The sequence below is a fragment of the Robinsoniella sp. genome (assembly GCF_034124845.1).
The window spans coordinates 1-19,906 of record NZ_JAWYAJ010000060.1; the positions used below are offsets into that span (position 1 = coordinate 1).

Genomic DNA, 19,906 nt, shown 5'->3' on the forward strand with positions numbered 1-19,906 from the left:
TAATTCTTCTGCATTTTTTCATAGGTTAGCTGCCCCGTGAAGCTGATATGCCCCTCCAGCCGCTTTTCCCGGCTCAATTCTTTCAAATGTTCCATTTCAGGACCCTCACCGCAAAGCACTACTTTATACGGAAGTTTTCTGTCGATGCAATCCAGAGCATCAAGTAATAGTTCCAGCCCTTTCCGGTAAACCATCCTGCCTGACCAAATGAAGGTCATAACTTTGTCCTGATCTGCTATCGAATCTGTTTTCCGGTCTGTTTTCTGCCTTCCTGTATCTTCCCCCGGTGAAATTTTGCTTTTATCAATTGCAATATCCAAAAGCAGCCGGCATCTTTCTTTTTCTTTGATATAAGGGTAAATATATTGATAGGTCTCTTTGTTTGCCAGAAAAATATAATCTGCTTTATTGATTGCTTTTTGATACCCGGGATTTGAAATCGTCAAACGGTTGATCAAAGCTCTCATTTTTTCTTCCCGGCTGTTGTTCTTTGTATAGTCTCTTAAGTATGCCGGAGTCTGTTGTGCCCCACCCAGCGGTCCTAAAATATAATGTGTATCTAATTTATAGACAAACCCAATTAAGCGAAAATCCGTTGTAGAAACATGATGTATCAAGTCAAACTGATATTTCTTATGCAGCTTTTTTATCATCCCATATGCCGGATACTGCCATAATTTCTGATACGCCAGAAAACCTTTTCCTGTTTTATAATAGAAATTCATCCAATCCGGTATGTCGCAGTAGAAAAAACGCATGTTGGTTATGTTCTGATCTTTTAAGTATCGCTCTATCTGCGGCTTTCTGTCCTTACGCGTCACTACATAGACTTCATGGTCATTTCTCATGTAAAAGGGCCAGAGCCATCCAAGCCCTTCATCACTTCCGGCACAGGGTGCACAGGAAAAAGAATAGTATAGTATTCTCATCTGGGTTATCTCCTTTTCCGTCCGTTGTTAAAACGGTCGAATTTGTCATGTCCCATTATTTTTATGAGCAGCTTTTTGATTGATAATTTCATCGTTTCCGATAATGACAATTCCAGCCAGGTACCCATCATATGATGAATCAGATACGTATTTTCCGTTTTTTTAATATGAGAATTATCCATGTCGTAACCGGTAAAATATTCCACCGGGTAAATCTTCATATCGGATTGAACTATTTGCAGCGAATCATCCGTCTTTAAACCATACTTTTCTGCCAGTATGGTCATATGATCGTTAATGGGGGTAATGTCCATTTTCCCATCTGTTAAGAGAAAGTCACGCGACTGATACGTTTTTAAAAATTCAGCCAAAAAAGGATGATAGGGCACCGCTGCAATGAATGCAGCCGTTAACAATTTATCTGTGACAAATCCCGATACAAAGGTTTCATTGTCCAGAATATCATTGAGGGGTTTTACAGCCTCAACATCAGTATCCAGATACACTCCGCCGTAATTGCAAAGTACCTGAATTCTAGCATAGTCACTTACAAACGCGTACTTTCTGCATTCATAAGCCTGTTTTACATACGCTGGTGCAAGGTTTAAATCAAAATTATTTTCGTTCCACTCTATGATCTGATAATCCGGGAGTATCTTCTCCCAGGTGCTTATGCAGAATTGTATTAATTTGCTTTTTTCACCTTTTCCAAACCAGCAGTAATGAAGTATCTTCGGAATCGTTTGCATATCAGTTTTACCTCCATCATAAATCTGAAAAATACCGGATTGTTTTTTCCAGACCTTCTCTCAGACAGATGCCCGGCTCCCAGCCCAGCTCTCTTCTGGCAAGTTCAATCACGGGTTTTCTCTGCATGGGATCATCAGACGGCAGCGGGTGAAATACCAGTTTCGATTTGCTTCCGGTTAATTCAATCACAAGTTCTGCAAGACTTTTAATCGTAAATTCACCCGGATTGCCGATGTTTACCGGACCCGTAAATCCTTCGTGAGAGTTCATCAACCTGACCATACCTTCGATTAAATCATCCACATAGCAGAAGCTTCTCGTCTGGCTTCCATCTCCGTAGATCGTGATATCTTCGTTTTTCAGCGCCTGTACAATAAAATTAGATACCACTCTTCCATCATTGGGATGCATCTTTGGTCCATATGTATTAAAGATTCTCATGACTTTTATATCTACGTTATGCTGTCTGTGGTAGTCGAAAAACAGCGTCTCAGCCACCCGCTTTCCCTCATCGTAGCAGGAACGGATTCCTATGGTATTGACACATCCCCGGTAGCTTTCCGGCTGAGGGTGGATCTCCGGATCTCCATACACTTCACTGGTACTCGCCTGTAAGATTCTCGCATGGACTCTTTTCGCCAGCCCCAGCATATTCATGGCACCCAGCACGCTGGCTTTGGTTGTTTTAATAGGATTATACTGGTAATGAATCGGACTTGCAGGACACGCCAGATTATAGATCATGTCAACCTCTGCATACAGCGGATTCACAATATCATGCCGGAGAAACTCAAAATTACGCTTCCCAAACAGATGCTCAATATTTTTTTTACTGCCGGTAAATAAATTATCCACACAGATTACTTCGTTTTCTTCTTCTACCAGCCGCTCACATAAATGGGAACCTAAAAATCCCGCTCCACCTGTAACTAAAATTCTGTTCTTCACTTTTTTATCCTTTCTGCATGACCTTTTATTTCCCTACCCCTATCTGATAATAGGTAAATCCAAGCTCTTCTACAGCCTTCTTTTCATACTGGTTTCTCCCGTCAAAAATAACCGGGTTTTTCATTCGCTGCATCATTTCCTGAAAATCCGGGGAACGGAATTCTTTCCACTCGGTAATCAGCAGCATGGCATCCACATCCACCAATGCAGAATACTTGCTTTTTACATATTCCACATCAGCATTATCTTTCAGATAGCAGGTTCGGGCTTCTCTTTCCGCCTTGGGATCATAAGCCTTAATCTTCGCACCTCTTTTTGTGAGTTCCGAAATAATGGTAATGGAAGCCGCTTCCCTCATATCATCCGTCTCCGGTTTAAATGCCAGACCCCATACACCAAAACACTTATTGGAAAGGTCTTCCCCAAAATAATTTGTCACCTTTTGTACCAGGACTTTCTTCTGCATGGAATTCACCTCTTCTACGGATTTCAAGAGGGATGCCTGATAGCCCGACTCTTCTGCTGTCCGGATCAATGCCTGCACATCCTTAGGGAAACAGGAACCGCCGTATCCGCAGCCCGGATAAATGAAACTGTATCCGATCCTGGAATCACTGCCGATTCCAAGCCTCACATGATTGACGTCCGCCCCCACCAGTTCACAGATATTAGCCATTTCATTCATAAAGCTTATTTTGGCTGCCAGCATGGAATTGGCTGCATACTTGGTCATTTCTGCACTGGGGATATCCATGCAGATAAAATGGTTGGTGTTCAGTACATAATGCTTATAAAGTTCTTTCATCATGGAAAATGCCTGTTCATTATCGGCGCCAATGACGATTCTGTCCGGGCGCATGGTATCTGAAATAGCATTTCCCTCCTTTAAAAATTCAGGATTGGAGATCACGTCAAATGTCAGATCAAGACCGCGTTTATCCAGTTCCATCTGAATGGCTTTGCGTACCTTTTCTGCAGTTCCCACCGGAACTGTGGATTTGTCAATAACAAAGATATGTTTCTCCATATATTTTCCTATGGACGCTGCCACGGACAGCACGTATTGCAGGTCTGCACTTCCGTCTTCTCCCATAGGTGTTCCAACTGCAATAAAACAGATTTTTGACTTTTTCATTGCTTCCTGCAGTGATGTAGTAAAGCTAAGATGACCCAGCTCCAAATTTCGAACTACAATTTCCTCCAGACCGGGTTCATAGATTGGAATGATTCCATTCTGCAGATTTTCAATTTTATCTGCATTGGTATCCACGCAGATTACTTCATTTCCCATTTCAGACAGACACGCGCCTGTTACCAGCCCCACATATCCTGTCCCAATGACGGTAATTTTCATAATCGGTTCCTCCGTTTTCGTAATAAACTATTTTAAAGCTGCTATCTTGCCTGTAGCTGTAATACAAATTGCTTTATGGGCGATCTGCCTTGCATGTGGCTGCCTTGCCAGAATTACCATGCAACTGTCCGGTCACCTGTCGTTCTGAATAGTTGTTAAAACAAACTTTGCAATCGTATCCCAGGAATATTTCTTTCTGTATGCTTCCTGATGGCCGGCAACATAACTTTTGATATCCTCATTGTGCAGCAGCCGGTGCATTTTATCAGCCAGCTCCACCGGGTTTTCTTTATCAATGAGATACCCGTTCTTTCCCTCTGTGATGATCTCTTTCATGGAAAATGCATTGCTGGCTATACAGGGAAGCCCGAAAATCAATGCTTCTGCGAAAACGATTCCAAAAGGTTCTGACCGTGAGGGCATCACAAATATGTCGCAAAGGTTATAATATGCAGCCAGCTTTTCCGGCCTCATCAATCCAAGGAAATTTACCCCCTCCGGGATTTCCCCTGGCAAAGGCCAGTTCTCCGGTCCTGCGATATAAAGTTCGGCATCCGGCATTTTTTCTTTTTTTAAGATCTTAAATGCCTCCAGAACCACTTCCCCGCCTTTTCGCTCAAATTCTTTCCCTACAAACAATATTTTGTTGGACTGCTTCCCGGAGCGGTCAATACTGGAAATATCCACGTTGCATCCGCCGCCGATTGCATGGACTTTTCCGGGATCTATTCCGGTGTTGCTGACCAGGTCGTCCACAAGCCATTGTCCCATAGTAAAAATCCCTTTACATTTTTTATAGAACTTCACTGCCTTATCCCTTCTCACTTTCATGACTTCTGCAGAAGTGTTCGGCGGCATTGCAGTATATTTTAAAATCGGGCTTTGCGCCTGGTACAGCCGGTAAAGGTAATCATCAGACAAATCTATATAGATATATGTATGTTCCGTTACTTTCGTATCATATTCCCGGTACATGAAATAACGGTTCCCGGGAATGATCTTCAGGTTTTCATTCACACATTTTTCACCCCATGCAATTTCATCCAGGCGGTAATCCGATTGTCTGAACAGCTTGTTGGCAGCCCTGGACAGCAAAATCCGCTCCGGTTTTCTGTTCTTCAGACAGTAAGAACTGTCTGACACCGCATCCGACTGCTTTTTCATAGCTTCAAATAAACCATAAGGAATCCCGGACCAATCCATAACCGGGTTGTCCGTCCATTTCCAGATATGTTCAATATTCATAGTTTCTCCTCTTTCTATCTCTTCCATGGCTGCCTCTTTATAATAGCTGTCACTCTGCCAAACTCCGGTCTGTTATGGAATACAATCACATACAGTAAATTCGGTATAACCAGACATATACCGGCCTGCCCTAAAAAGGAAACCACAGAACCCGGAACGGAAACCAACTGGCACACAAAATACGTACACAGGGCAGCGATCACCGTTATAGACAGTTGTTTCAGCAAATCCCAGTAGTACTCCATGGAACTTCTCTTTAAAACAACTTTATAAAATACCTTCAGCTCCCAGGGATATGATATAAACAGGGATATGAAGACCGTTGAAAATAAAATCCCGTTAATGCCGAATAATTTTACAAACACAATATCCAAAATCAAATTCAAAATTACCGTAACCAAGGGTCTAAACCGGTCTTCATACCAGACTCCTGCCGCATCCCGGTATACCGTAACAATTTTCCTTACATAGCTGGTATAAAAGTACAGGACACATAGAATCACCGTATCCATTCCAAAAAGCCGTTCCTGTCCGACCCAGAGCCACATAAAGTTCTGATACAGACAGAGCAGGCTGATTGCACACCATCCGCACAGCCAGTGGTTGATAAATACCAGCATTTTATAGTCCTGGTAATTCTTCTGGGGAGTCTCCGTTTCCAGACTGTTCCCCACACCTGCTGTCAGGGAATTATGGAAAATAGTCAGGATACTTCCCACAGCAAACAGAATATAATAATAATTGTTGAATTTCACCAGTATCACCAATCCCAAAAAGCTGGATATCACAATATTATCTACCGAAACCAAAGCCGTTCCGCCCAGCCGGTAACAGATTAAGCCTAAAAGCTTCTGTTTCATCCCGGATCTGATATCCGCTGATACTCTGCCCCTGCAAAAATACCTGGGATACATTTTTTTCACGATGACGGCTGTGATCACATTGATTAAAATCGTACAGACTGGGGTAAAGATTACATATACATAGTAATTTTTAAATAACAGCAGTACAGCTGCCTGCACCAGATAAATCCCCACATATACAAACATAGATATTCTGCTGGATACATCATTCCTCTGGTGCGCGGTCAGTAAACAGGCTTTATATCCGTAGAAAAAATAGCCAAATACCGCGTTAAACAGATACACCAGATACAACACGTATATATTAATGTCCCTGGGCCATGCCCCATGGATCAGATGTTCCATAAATGGCATAATGGCAATTCCCAGCAGCAGAATCGCACCGCCAACAAAATAATAAAATTTACGGAAAAGGTTTAATAAGGAACATATGGTGTCCTCGTCACCGGAAGCGATTGGTTTATACATATAGTAGACAATGGCTCCTCCGAATCCCAGCTCCGCAAAGTTCAAAACGCTGAAAACAGAAGTAAACAGGCTGTTCAAACCAATATATTCTTCACCCAGAATATAGAGCATCACCGTCCGGATTACAAAAGGGAGCAGCATCATAACCATCGCATTCATGATTCCGTAAACAGTACTTCTGACAAAATTTTTTGTTCTCTCCATCTTCATAGGTGTCTTCTCTCCAGTCTGCAGCTCCGCCTGACTACGATTAAAATTGTGATCATCATAAAGTACATGAGATAGCAGGTGCTGTCATAAAGCGGATTCCCGGTAAAGCCATATATGCCAAATATGAGTTGACCCGTTACGGAAAATCCAATTAAATTCCTCCTGCTGCTGTCTTCACCAAATAATCGTATGAACAAATGCAGGGAAGACAGCAGACATACCAGCTGTACCGATACAAAACAGACGAACCCTGCAATGCCTGTCTCACAAAGCAATTGAATGTAAATATTATGTACCTGTGATGTATTCTTAAATAAAGTGAAGTTATGCTTAAACTCCCCCCAACCAATCCCAAACCATTTTGAGGAATTGGATTCTCCCCACAGTCTCCAGGCGACAGCCTGTATCTCACTCCGGTTGTTCGTAATATCCTTTTGCCCGGAAAAGTCAATCAGCGTTTCAATAATCCTGCCAATTGCATTTTCATTCCCAAACGCACGGTAAAATAAAATACCAAATCCTACAATGCAGATTACTAATACCGGCAGCAGAAACAGCCGCCTTATTCTGGTCTTTTTATTACAATTGATAAAATATGCGATCATACATAATGCCAATGCCACAAACATAATTGTTCTTTTGTCCGTATAGATAAGGGCAATGAAGCAAAACAGAGTTGCCGGTAAATATAAAAAAGAATGCTTTCGGTTCCTGCAAAATAAAAATGCCCCGATTCCGAATACAATAATGTAAGCCGAAAGGGAAATACTCAGTGCCATTCCCCCGGCATCGTAATTCCAGGTGCCAAGAATTCGCCAGGCAAACTTAACATATACCGGGTAAGCAAACTGCTGTAAAAGTACAAAGAACGCCTCCATCAGCGCCCGGAATTTAATAAACAAAATAAGACCGTCATACCTTCTGACTGATTCATGAACTGCAAAAATCCCACACAGGGATACCACATAACCAAGAATGTCAACAAGTATAAATTCCGGAGTATGAACCAGATAATCCAAAAGCGGAAATATTCCGATAAAAATTCCCCATAGCATATTGATATAGTTAAAATTGATCTTCCTGGTACGTATGATATATATAAAAAAAGCAATCAGGGTTATCGCATAGCTGTAATTCATATACCGCCCTATGGAAGAAGATAATAAGGTAAGCATCCAGCAAACGTTAAAGAAGTTCCAGGCATCGGCTTTTATATACTGCCCGGCAGCATTTTTTAAACTAAGCATTGAGTGCCCCCTCTAAAAATTGAAAAGACGACTTCTGCAATTCTTTTATCCTGTTTTTCACTGCCTTATAATCTGTCTTATCCTTATCAAATGAATATGTATTCTTATTACTGTCCCAAAGATTTTTGGAAAGCTTTAGGGAATCTAACAGATCTGTCATCCGGCTCTCCTGACGTACCCTGGGAATGGTGAAAAACTGTTTTTCAAAAATAATGGAAAATACCGTCCCGTGAAAAGAATTCGTCACAACATAAGCAGCATTTTTGATATACCTTAGAAATTCTTCCGGAGAACAGTACCAATCGGTATACTTTATATGCTTCAATTTTGTTGCCCCTGGAAATATGTCAACAATGTTATAACCATATTTTTCTCTTAAATATTCCACTGCCCGGTCCAGTTCCGGGGAATACTCCAATCCGTACATGAGGATATACGGTTCTTTTATCTCAGACGGCTTTATAAATCTCAGCCACTGTTCTTTCGTTAACAGCAGAGTTGGGTCCAAAACAGTAACAGCCTGGGCAGCTCCCAGCCTGTTCATTTGATCTTCCAGGCTTTTCTCCCTTACCGATACTGCCTTAAAATCTTTAGTCAGAGATATTATCTCCTTTACATAAGTATCGTCCCTTGCCCCACCTATACTGGCTCCATATGCTATTTTTTTACATCCTTCCGCTACAAAATCCAGAAAATAGCCTTTGTCAAATCTGTCCATGGTATAATAATTGTTCCAAACCTGGTCGCTTCCGGTGATATAGAAATCACAGTCCGGATACCCCTCCTTTAACGCCTGGTAGGATTGGTAATGAGGTGTTACCGCTATATATTTTTGAACGAAATCCCGAAAACCATTATGTTTCCTCTTTCGCCTGAAATAAAATACATTGCTTAAGGCTGTTTTCCCCATTCCGGCTATGATACGGAACTTCGTCACAACTCCCTCACTGCCATAATAGTGTATCCGTAGTTTCCGGTAACGAAATGGGCTGTTATATACCGGCCATGGCTTCTGGTAATCCAGAAAAACCACTTCATGCCCCTGTCTTTTTAGATATGCATTCAGCGCCACAGCTTGAAGAGCCCCACCATAATTAATGGAATTATGTAATGTTACTACTCCTATTTTTGCCATATGATCTCCTTACCTGCTCGTAGTACTTTACTAATTTCTTCAGATACTCATCCCCATTGAAATCTCTCTTTGCATTTGCCACCGCTTTTTCGCCCATGCTCTGATAGTCTTCTTTGGAAAGCCGCGCCATCTTCTTCATACATTCCGCCAGACTGGTACTGTCCTTTGGCTTTGCAATATATCCGGTTATCCCGTTTTCCACGATTTCCGGCAGACCGCCGTTGCTGCTTACGATAACCGGCTTTCCCTGTGCCATTGCTTCCATAACTGTATATGGTCCGTTTTCATACCACTCAGAAGGCAGAACGATGCATTTTGCTCTCTGAACGGTATGCTCCAATACCTCCCCGGACTGAAATCCCAGCAGCCGGACTCTGTCCTGCAGATGATTGTCCCGGATATACTCCCGGATCCTCTCTTCCAGCTCTCCGCTTCCTGCAAGGAACAGCAGATTGTCAAGTCCGGATTCCCGGTAGGCTTTTAACAGTGTCATGATCCCTTTTTCTTTGCTGAGCCTGCCAAAATACAGGAAATAGGAGTCATTTTCCGACGCGGCACGATAGATACTTCCCCCTGGCAGAAAATTTTTCATATGTACTACCGGAGATGCGGTAATGCCGGCTTCTTCTATCTTTCGTTTATAAAATGCTGAAGGCGTAATAAACAAATCAATTTTCTGATAAGACTTTTTCCATTTATAAAAGTAAGCTTCTGCCGCAGATAAAAAACTCTTTACTCTGGAATCCTTTACACACTGGTTGCGGAAACAGGCACCATAGTGTCCGTTTTTGCATTCCTCACATATATTACCATGGGTCAGCATCATATAATTGGGACAGATACAATTCAGATCATGTGCCGTATAAATTATTGGAATATGAAATTTTTTCACGGCATCAATGATGGAATGGGTCAACTGCCGCTGGAACAGATTCAGGTGAACAATATCCGGTCTTTCCCTTTGAATCAATGCGCTAATTTTTCTCTTTGCTTCTCTGGAATACAAGATCTTAAGTCCGGTATGAAGCATCTCAGCCTTACTCATCCTGCCGTTAAACTCCACATTCTCTGTAAAATAGTGTTCCTGGCTGCATGGAAGGTTCCGTTCATCCTTCATGGAAAAATAAATCACCTCATGGCCTTTTTCTTCCAATAACCTGCCCAACCCCAGATAGTAAGTCTCCGATCCACCCTTAATATAATGAAATTTGTTAACCAGCAGTATTTTCATGTCCGTGTCCTCTCATTTTCCCTGAGGAACAGATTTTCATATTGATCAACGATGTATCCCCAGTTGTACCAGTCTGAAATTCTTTTTTTAGCAGTATTACCAATATCCGCGATCTGGTCCGGTGACATTTGATCAGCCTGATTTATTAAATGAGCCAGATTCCCATCTTTTTTGTTCCAGTATAGGGCGCCATTTTCCCCCACTTCCCGGTTAAAGCCCACATCCAGCAGCAGATTCAGATCCGTGGCACTTAATGCTTCCAGCAGGCTGGGATTAGTTCCGCCCACTTCATGTCCGTGAAAATATCCATAGGCATCTTCCCGAATCTTTTTTAAGAGTTCAGAATCATACATCGTCCCTGCAAATTTAATTCTGGGATCCCGGTCAAATCCTGTTTTCTGCTTTAATTCCTCCAGAAATTTTTCACTGACATTGGTTATTAGAGCAAAATCTTTTGTAGTCCCGGACTTCATGAACTCCCGGATCATGATTTCGTAATTATTCTCAGGAACAAACCTGCCTACCACCAGATAAAACTCTTTTGGTTTCAATTTTTTATCCTGATACCAGTGTAGCAGCTTTTCATCTTCGCCGGAAATTACGGATTTATCCGTCTCCGCCCCATATGCAATAAAGGTAGTATTCGGACGGGAAACCCGATATTCGGAACGTATGTAACTTTCAATACTTTTACTGTCACATATCAAAAGATCCCCATGTTTTACCATAAGTGACTCAGAATATTTCCAATATCTTCTGACCATTGGACTCCATTTTTTGCGCAGAAATTCATGTCCGTCAGGATTGATATACAAAAGCCCGCCTATTTCTTCGATCTTCTTTTTATAATGCCGGATAAAAATGCCTACTCTGCATGCCAATATATAAAAAACCGGCTGATGGATATGATTCTTTTTTGCATAAGAGATTGCCCATCGAAGCGCATCCACATCATATAAGATGGCTCTAGCCGGACCAATTTTCTTCCACCTGATAGTATGGCAGGCAGCGCCATGATAAATAAAATCCGCCTCCTCTGCACGGTAATCCTCCGGTTCCACGGCACAGGCTACATGGTATTGTACATTCTCTGACTTCTTAAACTTCGTCAGCTTCTCTACAAATGTTTCAAAACCGCCGTACTTTGCCGGAATCCCTTTTGAACCGATGATAAATACATGCTGTACTTTTTTCTTATTCCCATTATCTTTCGTGACCTTTTGTTTCATCCCGTATTTTCATCTCCATTTCCTAATTCATGCAGGTATAAATTCTTCCCCTTTACTTCTTCAGGAAGAACCTTCCCCTTTTAAAACCACCCAGACCGTTTTCAAGAGGATTTTAATATCCAGATAAATGGACCAGTCCATGATATAGCTCACATCCAGTTTGACGATATCTTCAAAATTAGTGATGTTACTTCTGCCGCTAACCTGCCATAATCCCGTAATCCCCGGTTTAATGGCAATTCTTTTTCTATGGTGAAACTGATATTTTTCCCATTCATCCAATGTTGGCGGTCTGGTCCCCACAAGGCTCATTTCTCCCTTTAATACATTCCAGAACTGGGGCAGCTCATCTATGGATGATTTTCTGATAAAATTCCCGATGCCCTTGATAATTCTGGGATCATTGTCCATCTTGAACATCAGCCCGTCTTCTATATTGTTCTGCTCCATCAGTTCTTTTTTTCTTTTTTCCGCATCCAGATACATAGACCGGAATTTATAGATATGAAAACGCCGTCCGTTTTTTCCGATTCTCACCTGGGAAAAAAATACCGGTCCCGGTGACTTGAAATAAATGATTGGTCCCACAGCCAGCCCGACCACCAGTGTCATCAGGCAGCCCACCAGTCCGCCGCAGATATCCAGTAACCGTTTCCAGAACAACTGCCCGGTTGTAACCAGATTTACAGAACTGGACAGCACCGTATATCCCATGAGATTTTCCACTAATTGATTGGTTTTTAATTCCGGTATATGGATTAAATTAATATGAACGGTAATTCCCATTTCCGTACACCCATCAATCAACGGCTTGTAAAAAGGATCTACTTCCGGCAATGAGAAAAAGGCTTCATCAATACATTCATTTTTCATATACTCCAATGCATTGTTGCGGTCAGCCAAAACCGGAATGCCCAGAATCTTCTCCCCCTGCTGGTCTTCATCCATGACAATGACTCCCATAATGCTGAAGTTTCCAAAACTGCGGGTTTGAAAATCCAGGATAATCTTCCTGACACTTTTTTTATCCGTGATCAGAACCAGATTTCTTTTTCCCTGACTCACTAAGAATCTACTTCCGCCTCGTAAGCTTTTTTTCCTGATACATCGGAAAGAAAAACTCAACACGGTAAAGATGACCCACATGGTCACATACACAGACCGGGAATACACATCCATATTTTTTGCCAGATACAGATACAGCAAAAAACAAATCATGACACAGGAAGTATGGTGCAGCGTTTCCTTTGCTTCTTTTCCAATACTTCTCTTTAAAATATCCTGGTAACTCCCAAAAGCCAGGGCAATCAATCCGTCTATAAAGATGAAAATAACGCTCCATCCCAGATAAATATCCCTTAAGTAAAATGTTTGTATTCCATATCTGATTATGGAGGCAATCATCAAAGCTGCTTCCACACATAACAAATCAATAATTATAAAATCAAGGTGTTTCATCCAATTATTTAAATTTTTCTGGTACATAATTAACTCTTTTTCTACCTTTATTTGTATTTAACCGCACATTTAACTGCTTTTTTCCAACATCGAACTTTTTTCCAGGTGCCTGGTACTCCGGATTCCCCACAGCATTCCAATCTGATTCAATTTACTGACTTCACAATCCTCCAGATTATTTTTTCTGGTGCCCCTGTATTTTTCCCGCTGTACATTGATCCATATGCCTAATTTATATCCGGATTCCGTTACATAATTAAATGGTACTTCCAGATTCCCAAAAGTCGCATAGTAACTGCTGGCCTGCTCATACCATTCATCCCATTCCCTTCTTTTGCGAATCTGCCAGTTAATGCCCAGCCGCTCCAGTTTTTCAATTTCCTCCGAATGGAGTTTATTTTGTTTATAGCGTTTTCTCTGGTAGCTGATCCATTCTCCCAACGGCAGATGCCGGACCATATATCCTTTTGGAATATCAATATTTTTGTACTGTTCATAATACTGTACACAATATTGATACCAGATCTCCCATTGGGTGCGTATCCCCAGGGTCCATTCCATCTCAATCTGATTCAGCAGATATATTCTTCTTCCATCAATCCGGTAGACACCTTTATCGTGGTAAGCCGCCCTCTGCCGCTCAATCCACCTGCCTAGCAAGAGATCATTTTTGGTTTTGTATTTAGCCGGTATTCGCAGGTTATGATGTTCCTCATAATATTCCTTTGCCAGTTCGTACCATACGTCCCATTCAAGGCGTGTATACTGGCGCTTACTCGTCTTGTTCATTTTTATTTTTTATCTGCATCCTTTCTGAGCTGAATATGCAGCATATTATCTATGCTGGCATTTCCTCTGTTCATCTGTATTACATAATTACAATTATGTAGTAAAAAAAAGACGGAGAACAGAGGAAGTTCTTCGTTTCATATGCAATATGTGGAATTTTTCAGGTGATTTTGGAAAATTTAAGATATTAAAAGAAAAGTCTTTTACAATTATATTTGAAAAAGACTTATTTGAATGTTCAAAATAAATTTTCAGATTAAAAATCGACTTTTTTTTCAATTATGTATTTGCATTTTTAATAAAATAGTGCTAATATAATACCAATCATAAAAATAGTAATTTATTTTACTTTTGTCTGATACTACATAATTGTAATTATGTAGTTATTATTTTCTATAAGATTAATCCCAGTTTATCAATATCTCTCTGATGTTCATACCCCGATGTCATAATATAGATACGTGTCGTATTAATGCTGCTGTGCCCCAATACATCCGCTAGCTTGGCGATATCTTTTTTTAAATCATAAAAGCATCTGGCAAACAGCTTTCTCAGATTATGAGGAAAAACCTTATCTTTGGAAACGCCCGCCTTCTGGCACAGCTTCTTCATTTCCGCCCATATATTACTTCGATTTAAAGATTTACCGCCCTTCGTTATAAAAATTTCCCCGGTTTTTATCCCATGTTTCTTGGAAAAAAGGATCAATACCTTTTTTAACTTTTTAGGAATCAAAATAATTCTGGTTTTATTCTTGCTGGATACCGTAATCTCTCCCAGCTTAACTTCCTCAATTTTAAAATATTTCAATTCAGAGATACGGATGCCCGTAGATGCTATCGTTTGGAGAATCACAAACATTCTCTCATTATTACTTGCCTTAGCCGTATTCAGCAAACGTAAATATTCTTCTTTATGCAGCTCTTTCTCAGCGGAGCGGAATGGCTTTTTCTGCACCCGCAGCTGCTTTACACATATCTCATTTAATCCGCAGAATTGTAAAAAACGATTCAATGCCGCTAACATGGAATTGACACTTGTTACCGCAAAATGACTTTTCAAATGCTTCTTATAAGCAATAACTATCTCCTTCCCGATTTCATTACCAGACAAATACAACTGAAATCTTCTGATATCACGTACATATTTTTGTATGGTCAAATCACTTTTGTCCTCTTTTTGCAGCTGATTTTTAAATTCTATAATGACATCTTCCGTAACTTTATACTGTATCACATTTAATCTCATATATTGTCTCCCTAAAATGTTATGCTGGATGATCTAATTTTTATTGTCTATCTGACTATTATCTTCAAGACCATTCATTATTATGAGGTAATTTTAAAAATAAAAAACTGTGTCAGCTAAAATGTAAAAGCTCACACAGTTCTATCCTTACGATATAGATTTTTAATATATAAATTACACAGTCTTATATACGTTCCTTTTGGTTAAAATGAAACAACTCTAAAAGGGTTTTCTCTAACAGAGTATATCACAGCTATAACACCTAATCATGGTCTGACAGAAGAAAGGAGAAGCCATCAGGATATCTGCTAAATTTCCTAATGGCTAATTGATCTGATTAATCTGGCATTACTGCCTCACATGCAGCAGCCTGCTCTCCAATAGATACCCAATATTCTTTCATAGAGGAATTATACACTGCAGATCCCCCTTTACCGGTATTTTTCACATGGTAGAGTGCCTGATCCGCATGGCGGTAGAGTGTATAAAAATCTCTGCCGTCTCTTGGATAAAAGGCAATACCTATACTACAACTCAAATGAATATCACGGTCTTCCGGGCGGATTTCATCCATACCCTTAATAACCTTATCCACCAATTCTGCTGCAAGCAGATCTGATACTCCAGGTAAAAATGCCAGGAATTCATCTCCACCTACTCTGCCTACCACATCCGTAAAACGAAATTGATTTCGCATCATAGAAGCGATACCTGTTAATGACTTATCTCCACACAGATGTCCAAATTGATCGTTAATAAACTTAAAATCATCCACATCTATCAAAAATAACACACCTTTTTCGCAGTCCTTCCATTCCAGATATTCTTCTATTTTCTTCTGGGATTCAGCCTTATTATAGAGACCTGTAAGACTATCATTCTGTGCTCTGATGAGGAGTTCCTGCTGTTTCCTTTTCTCATCTTCAATATCGACGATTACACCCACTGCCCTCAGCGGCCTTCTGTCATTGTCAAATTGTGTAGTTGCCCGGATTCGGCACCAGGTAAACTTACCTTTTTCATTTCTAATGCGAAATTCTGTTTCAGAATAAGGCACACCTGCCGCAGTGTCCGTCATTATTGAAATAAACGCCTTCATATCATCTGGATGAATATTCGGCGACAGTGGAATCCTGCTGCTGATCCCTTCCCGGATTGCAGAATAACCAAACTTCTTACTCCAGTTACTGGAAAACGTCAGGGTGTCGTCAGCAATATTCCATTCAAATATAATATCCGTCGCCTGATCCATGATAACCTGATGGCGTTCCAAAGAAAGGCGCAGATCCTCCCTATGTCTTCTCTGCTCGGTTATATCCAGCATAACACAGTAAAATGTCCTCTGTCCATCTTCTCCAACCGCAAGCTTCCCTTTATTAAGTATCCAGACCAGTCCCCCGTCCTTTAGCGGTATCCGAAATTCCAGTTCCATATCATTTTTTATTGAAAGCTGTTGTTTCATAGAGGAAAATACAGCTTCCCGGTCTTCTTTAAATATCATTCTTGCAAATCGATTCTGAAATCTTTCATCAATATCTTCTCTGCTATATCCAAACATCTCCAGAAAGCTGTCACTCATGCTGATTATCGTTAATTCTTCATCATCCATACATTGATGAAGTCCACATGGAACATTCTTTGTTAAAGCAGACATTTCCCTAATCCTGGTTCGAAGTTCCTGCAAGTTCTCCTGTTCTAATTCCACTTTTATCTCCTTTCTTCAACATGTATTTTACGATAAAAGCTATACTTTTGTTGCACCTATAACACCTGCATATAAGCAATCAGCAAAACCGATATGCATGCCATAACGCCATAAATCCATTTGTTCCAGGAAAAAACGCGGCTGCCGCCATAAGCTTCAAACGGATAAAATGCCAGAATGCGGTAAATTAAAAAAATCTCGCCAATTGAAGATATATAGTGGAAGATCAGGTGTGTGGAAGAAAACACAATAGATACACCTGTCAATACAACAATAAACGCCCATTCTGCCAGAGCTGCCTTTCCCAGATCCCTGCGAAACCCGGCGGTATTTTCATATTTCTGAGGATACCAGTTACCGCTCAGCGGAAATATTCCGCCGAAAAAATTTACAAGCGCTATAATGCCAGCACCTCCGTTATTCAGGCGGAACTGCCATTTCCGTTTTGCAGGAACGGCAGCGATTCGTCCCACGGCTATTATCCCTGCCAGCATTCCAACATAAGCCCCAAGAAATATACCCGGCTCTTCTATGCGGTATAGTGCAAATAAAATCAGCACCAAGTTGACGATAAGATAACCGCCGATCTGCCTGCCGGTACCGCTTTTACTTTGCAGCGTTTCATTTCGCACTGCCAGATAGAAATCCATCCCCACAGCCAGCCAAAGCAAATTACAAAAAAACTGAGACAAAAATCCCAGCACTCCCAATTGCCGGACAATCTCCGTTATCCCAACCCTGGAAAATCCATTCTTCAGAAACAGGCTCCAGGAACCAACGTTATCATCCTTGACCAGTGCCGCCTGGGAGTCACACCCCTGCTCCCATAAATAATCCGTAGTCGCCTGATAGAGTTTTCTGCCGATGCCTTTTCCATGATAGTCCGGGTCTACAAATGCATATTCAAAATATCCTGTTTTCCTTCCCTGGACTTCTGTGATTTTATAGATAATAGCGCCCGCCAATTTTCCATCCACTACAGCCACCTGTGCATGTTTTGGTTTGCTTACAAACATACCTTCCACCAGGCTGAAAGCACGCTTTCCAATTTTTTTTACCTCTTCGGCTTCTTCTCTCTTCATAGAGCGTATGACAATTTCCAATATTCTCCTCCTTAAATCAAGATACGCAACTCTTCAAGTTATTAACGCTGCAAACAATTTCATCGCAGCGGGTATATCAACACAAAAAAGCATAGCCTGTATTTTTATACAAGCCATGCTTATCTATATTTGATTGACCCCTATGAAAATTTCATAAAAAGCGGTGTATAAAACGACGTTGATCATAGGTCCCTCCCCCAGAATTTACTTACTAAAAGTATATAAAAGCTTTCTCCTCCTGTCAAGAAATAAAGTAAGGTATCCGGTACATTTGATAATATTATTAAGTTGTAAAACAAATATCGTTTATCAACAAAATAGTATTTAAAATACTTTTTATAAACTATTTAATTTAGACATTGACATGTTTTTCCATATAATATACTATTAAATTATAAGGTTTTGAACTTCTGTTATTCTTATACCGCCTGCATATTCCAGGTTCTGCCTGAGATACTGCATTAATAAGTAGTGTGAAAACTGTATTTTTTCACACTTTCCCCACTAAGAAATGGAGGGAATCTAATGAAAAGCATGGTAGCAAGCAGTTACAGTGAAAAATTAGAGCGTCTGGACCGGTGTGCAAGATTACAAAAAGTAGACCGTGTACCAATCGCAGCTGCAACACTGTATTTTCCGGCAAAATATTCCGGCATTACATATGAAGACATGTATTATGACCAGAATAAATACAAAGAGGCCTCAACAAAGTTTGCAAAGGACTTCAACTGGGACGCAGCATGTATGCTTCGATCATTTGAGTCTGTGACCCTGGGTCTTGCACTTGCAGGAACAGATCCGGAAACAGCGGTAAACACAGCAGCAGCTTCTGTCCTGGGCGGCGGATTTGCACATGATATTCTAAAGGACAACTATTCATCCCAACCCGGCAGAGAGGTTTTACCAAATGTGGAATCACAGTTTAAAATTAAGAGTCCGGTAATGAGCGTTGATGAGTATGACGAATTTATAGACGACCCCTTCGGGTTCCTTAATAATAAGGTGATCCCCCGGGTGTACGGTGCTTTAAGCAAACCCGGCAGCAGTGAATCAGCCGCTGCACTCATTAAATTTGGCATGAAACTGGGATCTGCTTTGGGAGACTTACAGACATTTACACAGGAAATGAAAACCGCAAACTGCCCGCCGTGGTATATGGCACTTAATCCAAATCCGCTGGATGCACTGGGGGCATTTCTCAGAGATTTCGATCAGGTGATCTATGATATCCGCCGTGTTCCGGACAAGGTGCATAAGATTTGCGAAGCACTGGCACCGGTACTTCTGGCTGTAGGAAAAGCAACCGGAGAAATTTCATACCAGCTGACAGGTTCGAGACGAGTATTCTGCCCGGTATGGTATAACAGCTTCCTGTCAGAAAAACAATTCCGGGAATTCCACTGGCCATATCTCAAATATATCTGCGAAGAGCTCATTAAGGCTGACTTTACTCCACTTCTGTCATTGCAGGGCAGCTATGACCACCTTCTGGACACACTTCTTGAACTGCCTGCCGGCAAGGCTATTGCCTGGTTTGACCGGACAGATCCCATAAAAGCAAAACAAGTTATCGGAGATCACATGTGTATCGCAGGCGGCATATCACCAGCGCTTCTTATCGGAGGTACCGCTGATGAAGTCGATACACGGGTAAAAGAACTTCTGGACGAAATGAAAACAGCATCCGGTTTCATATTTACCCTGCCGTTTAATGCAATTGGTCCTGCAAAAGTTGAAAATGTTGCCGCCATGACAGATGCTGTCCATAAATATGGCATCTATCGGTAAACTACCAATAAATGATGTACATAAATCTAATCAGTAAGCGACATCTTTATTTCATTAATTAGGAACTGTGAACCATTTTCAAAGGAGGTTAATATGCTTGATTTAACCACACTAACCAAAGCTCTTGGTGCGCTTGATGAAGAAAAAGTTCTATTTATGTTAAATACCTTTGCAACGGGTAATCCAACGAAAGAGGAAGCAATCGA

Annotated in this window: 16 protein-coding genes; 1 reads left to right on the forward strand and 15 read right to left on the reverse strand. The window is 41.0% G+C overall.

From position 1 onward, the window contains the following. The 15 genes from ACH2DQ_RS03030 to ACH2DQ_RS03100 form a co-directional block, all read right to left on the reverse strand. Positions 1–929, reverse strand: a 929-nt coding sequence (locus tag ACH2DQ_RS03030) for a glycosyltransferase (protein WP_395025531.1), incomplete at its 3' end; no start/stop codon positions are given. Between the two features lie 5 nt (positions 930–934). Further along, positions 935–1,678 (reverse strand): glycosyltransferase family 32 protein, encoded by a 744-nt coding sequence (locus ACH2DQ_RS03035; RefSeq protein ID WP_394915469.1) that lies wholly within the window; start codon positions 1,676–1,678, stop codon positions 935–937. Between the two features lie 16 nt (positions 1,679–1,694). Further along, positions 1,695–2,627 carry a UDP-glucuronic acid decarboxylase family protein gene (locus ACH2DQ_RS03040; RefSeq protein WP_394915468.1) on the reverse strand — a complete coding sequence of 311 codons (933 nt, stop codon included), beginning with the start codon at positions 2,625–2,627 and terminating at the stop codon, positions 1,695–1,697. Positions 2,628–2,652: 25 nt separating this feature from the next. Beyond that, positions 2,653–3,981 carry a UDP-glucose dehydrogenase family protein gene (locus ACH2DQ_RS03045; RefSeq protein WP_394915467.1) on the reverse strand — a complete coding sequence of 443 codons (1,329 nt, stop codon included), beginning with the start codon at positions 3,979–3,981 and terminating at the stop codon, positions 2,653–2,655. A 132-nt stretch (positions 3,982–4,113) separates the two neighbouring features. Next, positions 4,114–5,253 (reverse strand): glycosyltransferase family 4 protein, encoded by a 1,140-nt coding sequence (locus ACH2DQ_RS03050; RefSeq protein ID WP_394915466.1) that lies wholly within the window; start codon positions 5,251–5,253, stop codon positions 4,114–4,116. Continuing rightward, positions 5,241–6,767: a lipopolysaccharide biosynthesis protein gene (locus tag ACH2DQ_RS03055; protein WP_395025534.1), complete on the reverse strand. Its 1,527-nt coding sequence runs from the start codon at positions 6,765–6,767 to the stop codon at positions 5,241–5,243. Before ACH2DQ_RS03055 ends, ACH2DQ_RS03050 begins: the two co-directional genes overlap by 13 nt. Continuing rightward, positions 6,764–8,014, reverse strand: a complete 1,251-nt coding sequence (locus ACH2DQ_RS03060) for an O-antigen ligase family protein (RefSeq protein WP_394915464.1) — start codon at positions 8,012–8,014, stop codon at positions 6,764–6,766. The genes ACH2DQ_RS03055 and ACH2DQ_RS03060 overlap by 4 nt, the downstream gene beginning before the upstream one ends. Beyond that, positions 8,007–9,149 (reverse strand): polysaccharide pyruvyl transferase family protein, encoded by a 1,143-nt coding sequence (locus tag ACH2DQ_RS03065; protein WP_394915463.1) that lies wholly within the window; start codon positions 9,147–9,149, stop codon positions 8,007–8,009. Before ACH2DQ_RS03065 ends, ACH2DQ_RS03060 begins: the two co-directional genes overlap by 8 nt. After that, positions 9,118–10,380 (reverse strand): glycosyltransferase, encoded by a 1,263-nt coding sequence (locus ACH2DQ_RS03070; protein ID WP_394915462.1) that lies wholly within the window; start codon positions 10,378–10,380, stop codon positions 9,118–9,120. Before ACH2DQ_RS03070 ends, ACH2DQ_RS03065 begins: the two co-directional genes overlap by 32 nt. Then, the gene (gene cps2T, locus ACH2DQ_RS03075; protein ID WP_394915461.1) at positions 10,377–11,609 is read right to left on the reverse strand and encodes a beta 1-4 rhamnosyltransferase Cps2T; all 1,233 of its coding nucleotides are present in this window, start codon (positions 11,607–11,609) and stop codon (positions 10,377–10,379) included. The genes ACH2DQ_RS03070 and cps2T overlap by 4 nt, the downstream gene beginning before the upstream one ends. Before the next feature lie 60 nt (positions 11,610–11,669). After that, positions 11,670–13,094: a sugar transferase gene (locus ACH2DQ_RS03080; protein ID WP_394915460.1), complete on the reverse strand. Its 1,425-nt coding sequence runs from the start codon at positions 13,092–13,094 to the stop codon at positions 11,670–11,672. Positions 13,095–13,136: 42 nt separating this feature from the next. Beyond that, the gene (locus tag ACH2DQ_RS03085) at positions 13,137–13,856 is read right to left on the reverse strand and encodes a helicase associated domain-containing protein (protein ID WP_394915459.1); all 720 of its coding nucleotides are present in this window, start codon (positions 13,854–13,856) and stop codon (positions 13,137–13,139) included. A gap of 393 nt (positions 13,857–14,249) precedes the next feature. Continuing rightward, positions 14,250–15,104 carry a tyrosine-type recombinase/integrase gene (locus ACH2DQ_RS03090; protein ID WP_394915458.1) on the reverse strand — a complete coding sequence of 285 codons (855 nt, stop codon included), beginning with the start codon at positions 15,102–15,104 and terminating at the stop codon, positions 14,250–14,252. A gap of 337 nt (positions 15,105–15,441) precedes the next feature. After that, on the reverse strand, positions 15,442–16,809 hold the full coding sequence (locus ACH2DQ_RS03095; RefSeq protein WP_394915457.1) for a diguanylate cyclase domain-containing protein: 1,368 nt from the start codon (positions 16,807–16,809) through the stop codon (positions 15,442–15,444). 56 nt (positions 16,810–16,865) lie between these two features. Beyond that, positions 16,866–17,912, reverse strand: coding sequence for a GNAT family N-acetyltransferase (locus ACH2DQ_RS03100; RefSeq protein ID WP_394915456.1), 1,047 nt, complete (start codon positions 17,910–17,912; stop codon positions 16,866–16,868). Positions 17,913–18,437: 525 nt separating this feature from the next. Between ACH2DQ_RS03100 and ACH2DQ_RS03105 the strand changes: the two genes are divergently transcribed. Then, positions 18,438–19,700, forward strand: a complete 1,263-nt coding sequence (locus ACH2DQ_RS03105; protein WP_394915455.1) for a uroporphyrinogen decarboxylase family protein — start codon at positions 18,438–18,440, stop codon at positions 19,698–19,700. The last annotated feature ends 206 nt before the right edge of the window (positions 19,701–19,906 follow it).

Coding starts and splice junctions, on each gene's coding strand:
- ACH2DQ_RS03035 (WP_394915469.1), bottom strand. CDS start 1,678: ATGCAAACGATTCCGAAGATACTTCATTACTGCTGGTTTGGAAAAGGT.
- ACH2DQ_RS03045 (WP_394915467.1), bottom strand. CDS start 3,981: ATGAAAATTACCGTCATTGGGACAGGATATGTGGGGCTGGTAACAGGC.
- ACH2DQ_RS03050 (WP_394915466.1), bottom strand. CDS start 5,253: ATGGAAGAGATAGAAAGAGGAGAAACTATGAATATTGAACATATCTGG.
- ACH2DQ_RS03055 (WP_395025534.1), bottom strand. CDS start 6,767: ATGAAGATGGAGAGAACAAAAAATTTTGTCAGAAGTACTGTTTACGGA.
- ACH2DQ_RS03060 (WP_394915464.1), bottom strand. CDS start 8,014: ATGCTTAGTTTAAAAAATGCTGCCGGGCAGTATATAAAAGCCGATGCC.
- ACH2DQ_RS03065 (WP_394915463.1), bottom strand. CDS start 9,149: ATGGCAAAAATAGGAGTAGTAACATTACATAATTCCATTAATTATGGT.
- ACH2DQ_RS03070 (WP_394915462.1), bottom strand. CDS start 10,380: ATGAAAATACTGCTGGTTAACAAATTTCATTATATTAAGGGTGGATCG.
- cps2T (WP_394915461.1), bottom strand. CDS start 11,609: ATGAAACAAAAGGTCACGAAAGATAATGGGAATAAGAAAAAAGTACAG.
- ACH2DQ_RS03080 (WP_394915460.1), bottom strand. CDS start 13,094: ATGTACCAGAAAAATTTAAATAATTGGATGAAACACCTTGATTTTATA.
- ACH2DQ_RS03085 (WP_394915459.1), bottom strand. CDS start 13,856: ATGAACAAGACGAGTAAGCGCCAGTATACACGCCTTGAATGGGACGTA.
- ACH2DQ_RS03090 (WP_394915458.1), bottom strand. CDS start 15,104: ATGAGATTAAATGTGATACAGTATAAAGTTACGGAAGATGTCATTATA.
- ACH2DQ_RS03105 (WP_394915455.1), top strand. CDS start 18,438: ATGAAAAGCATGGTAGCAAGCAGTTACAGTGAAAAATTAGAGCGTCTG.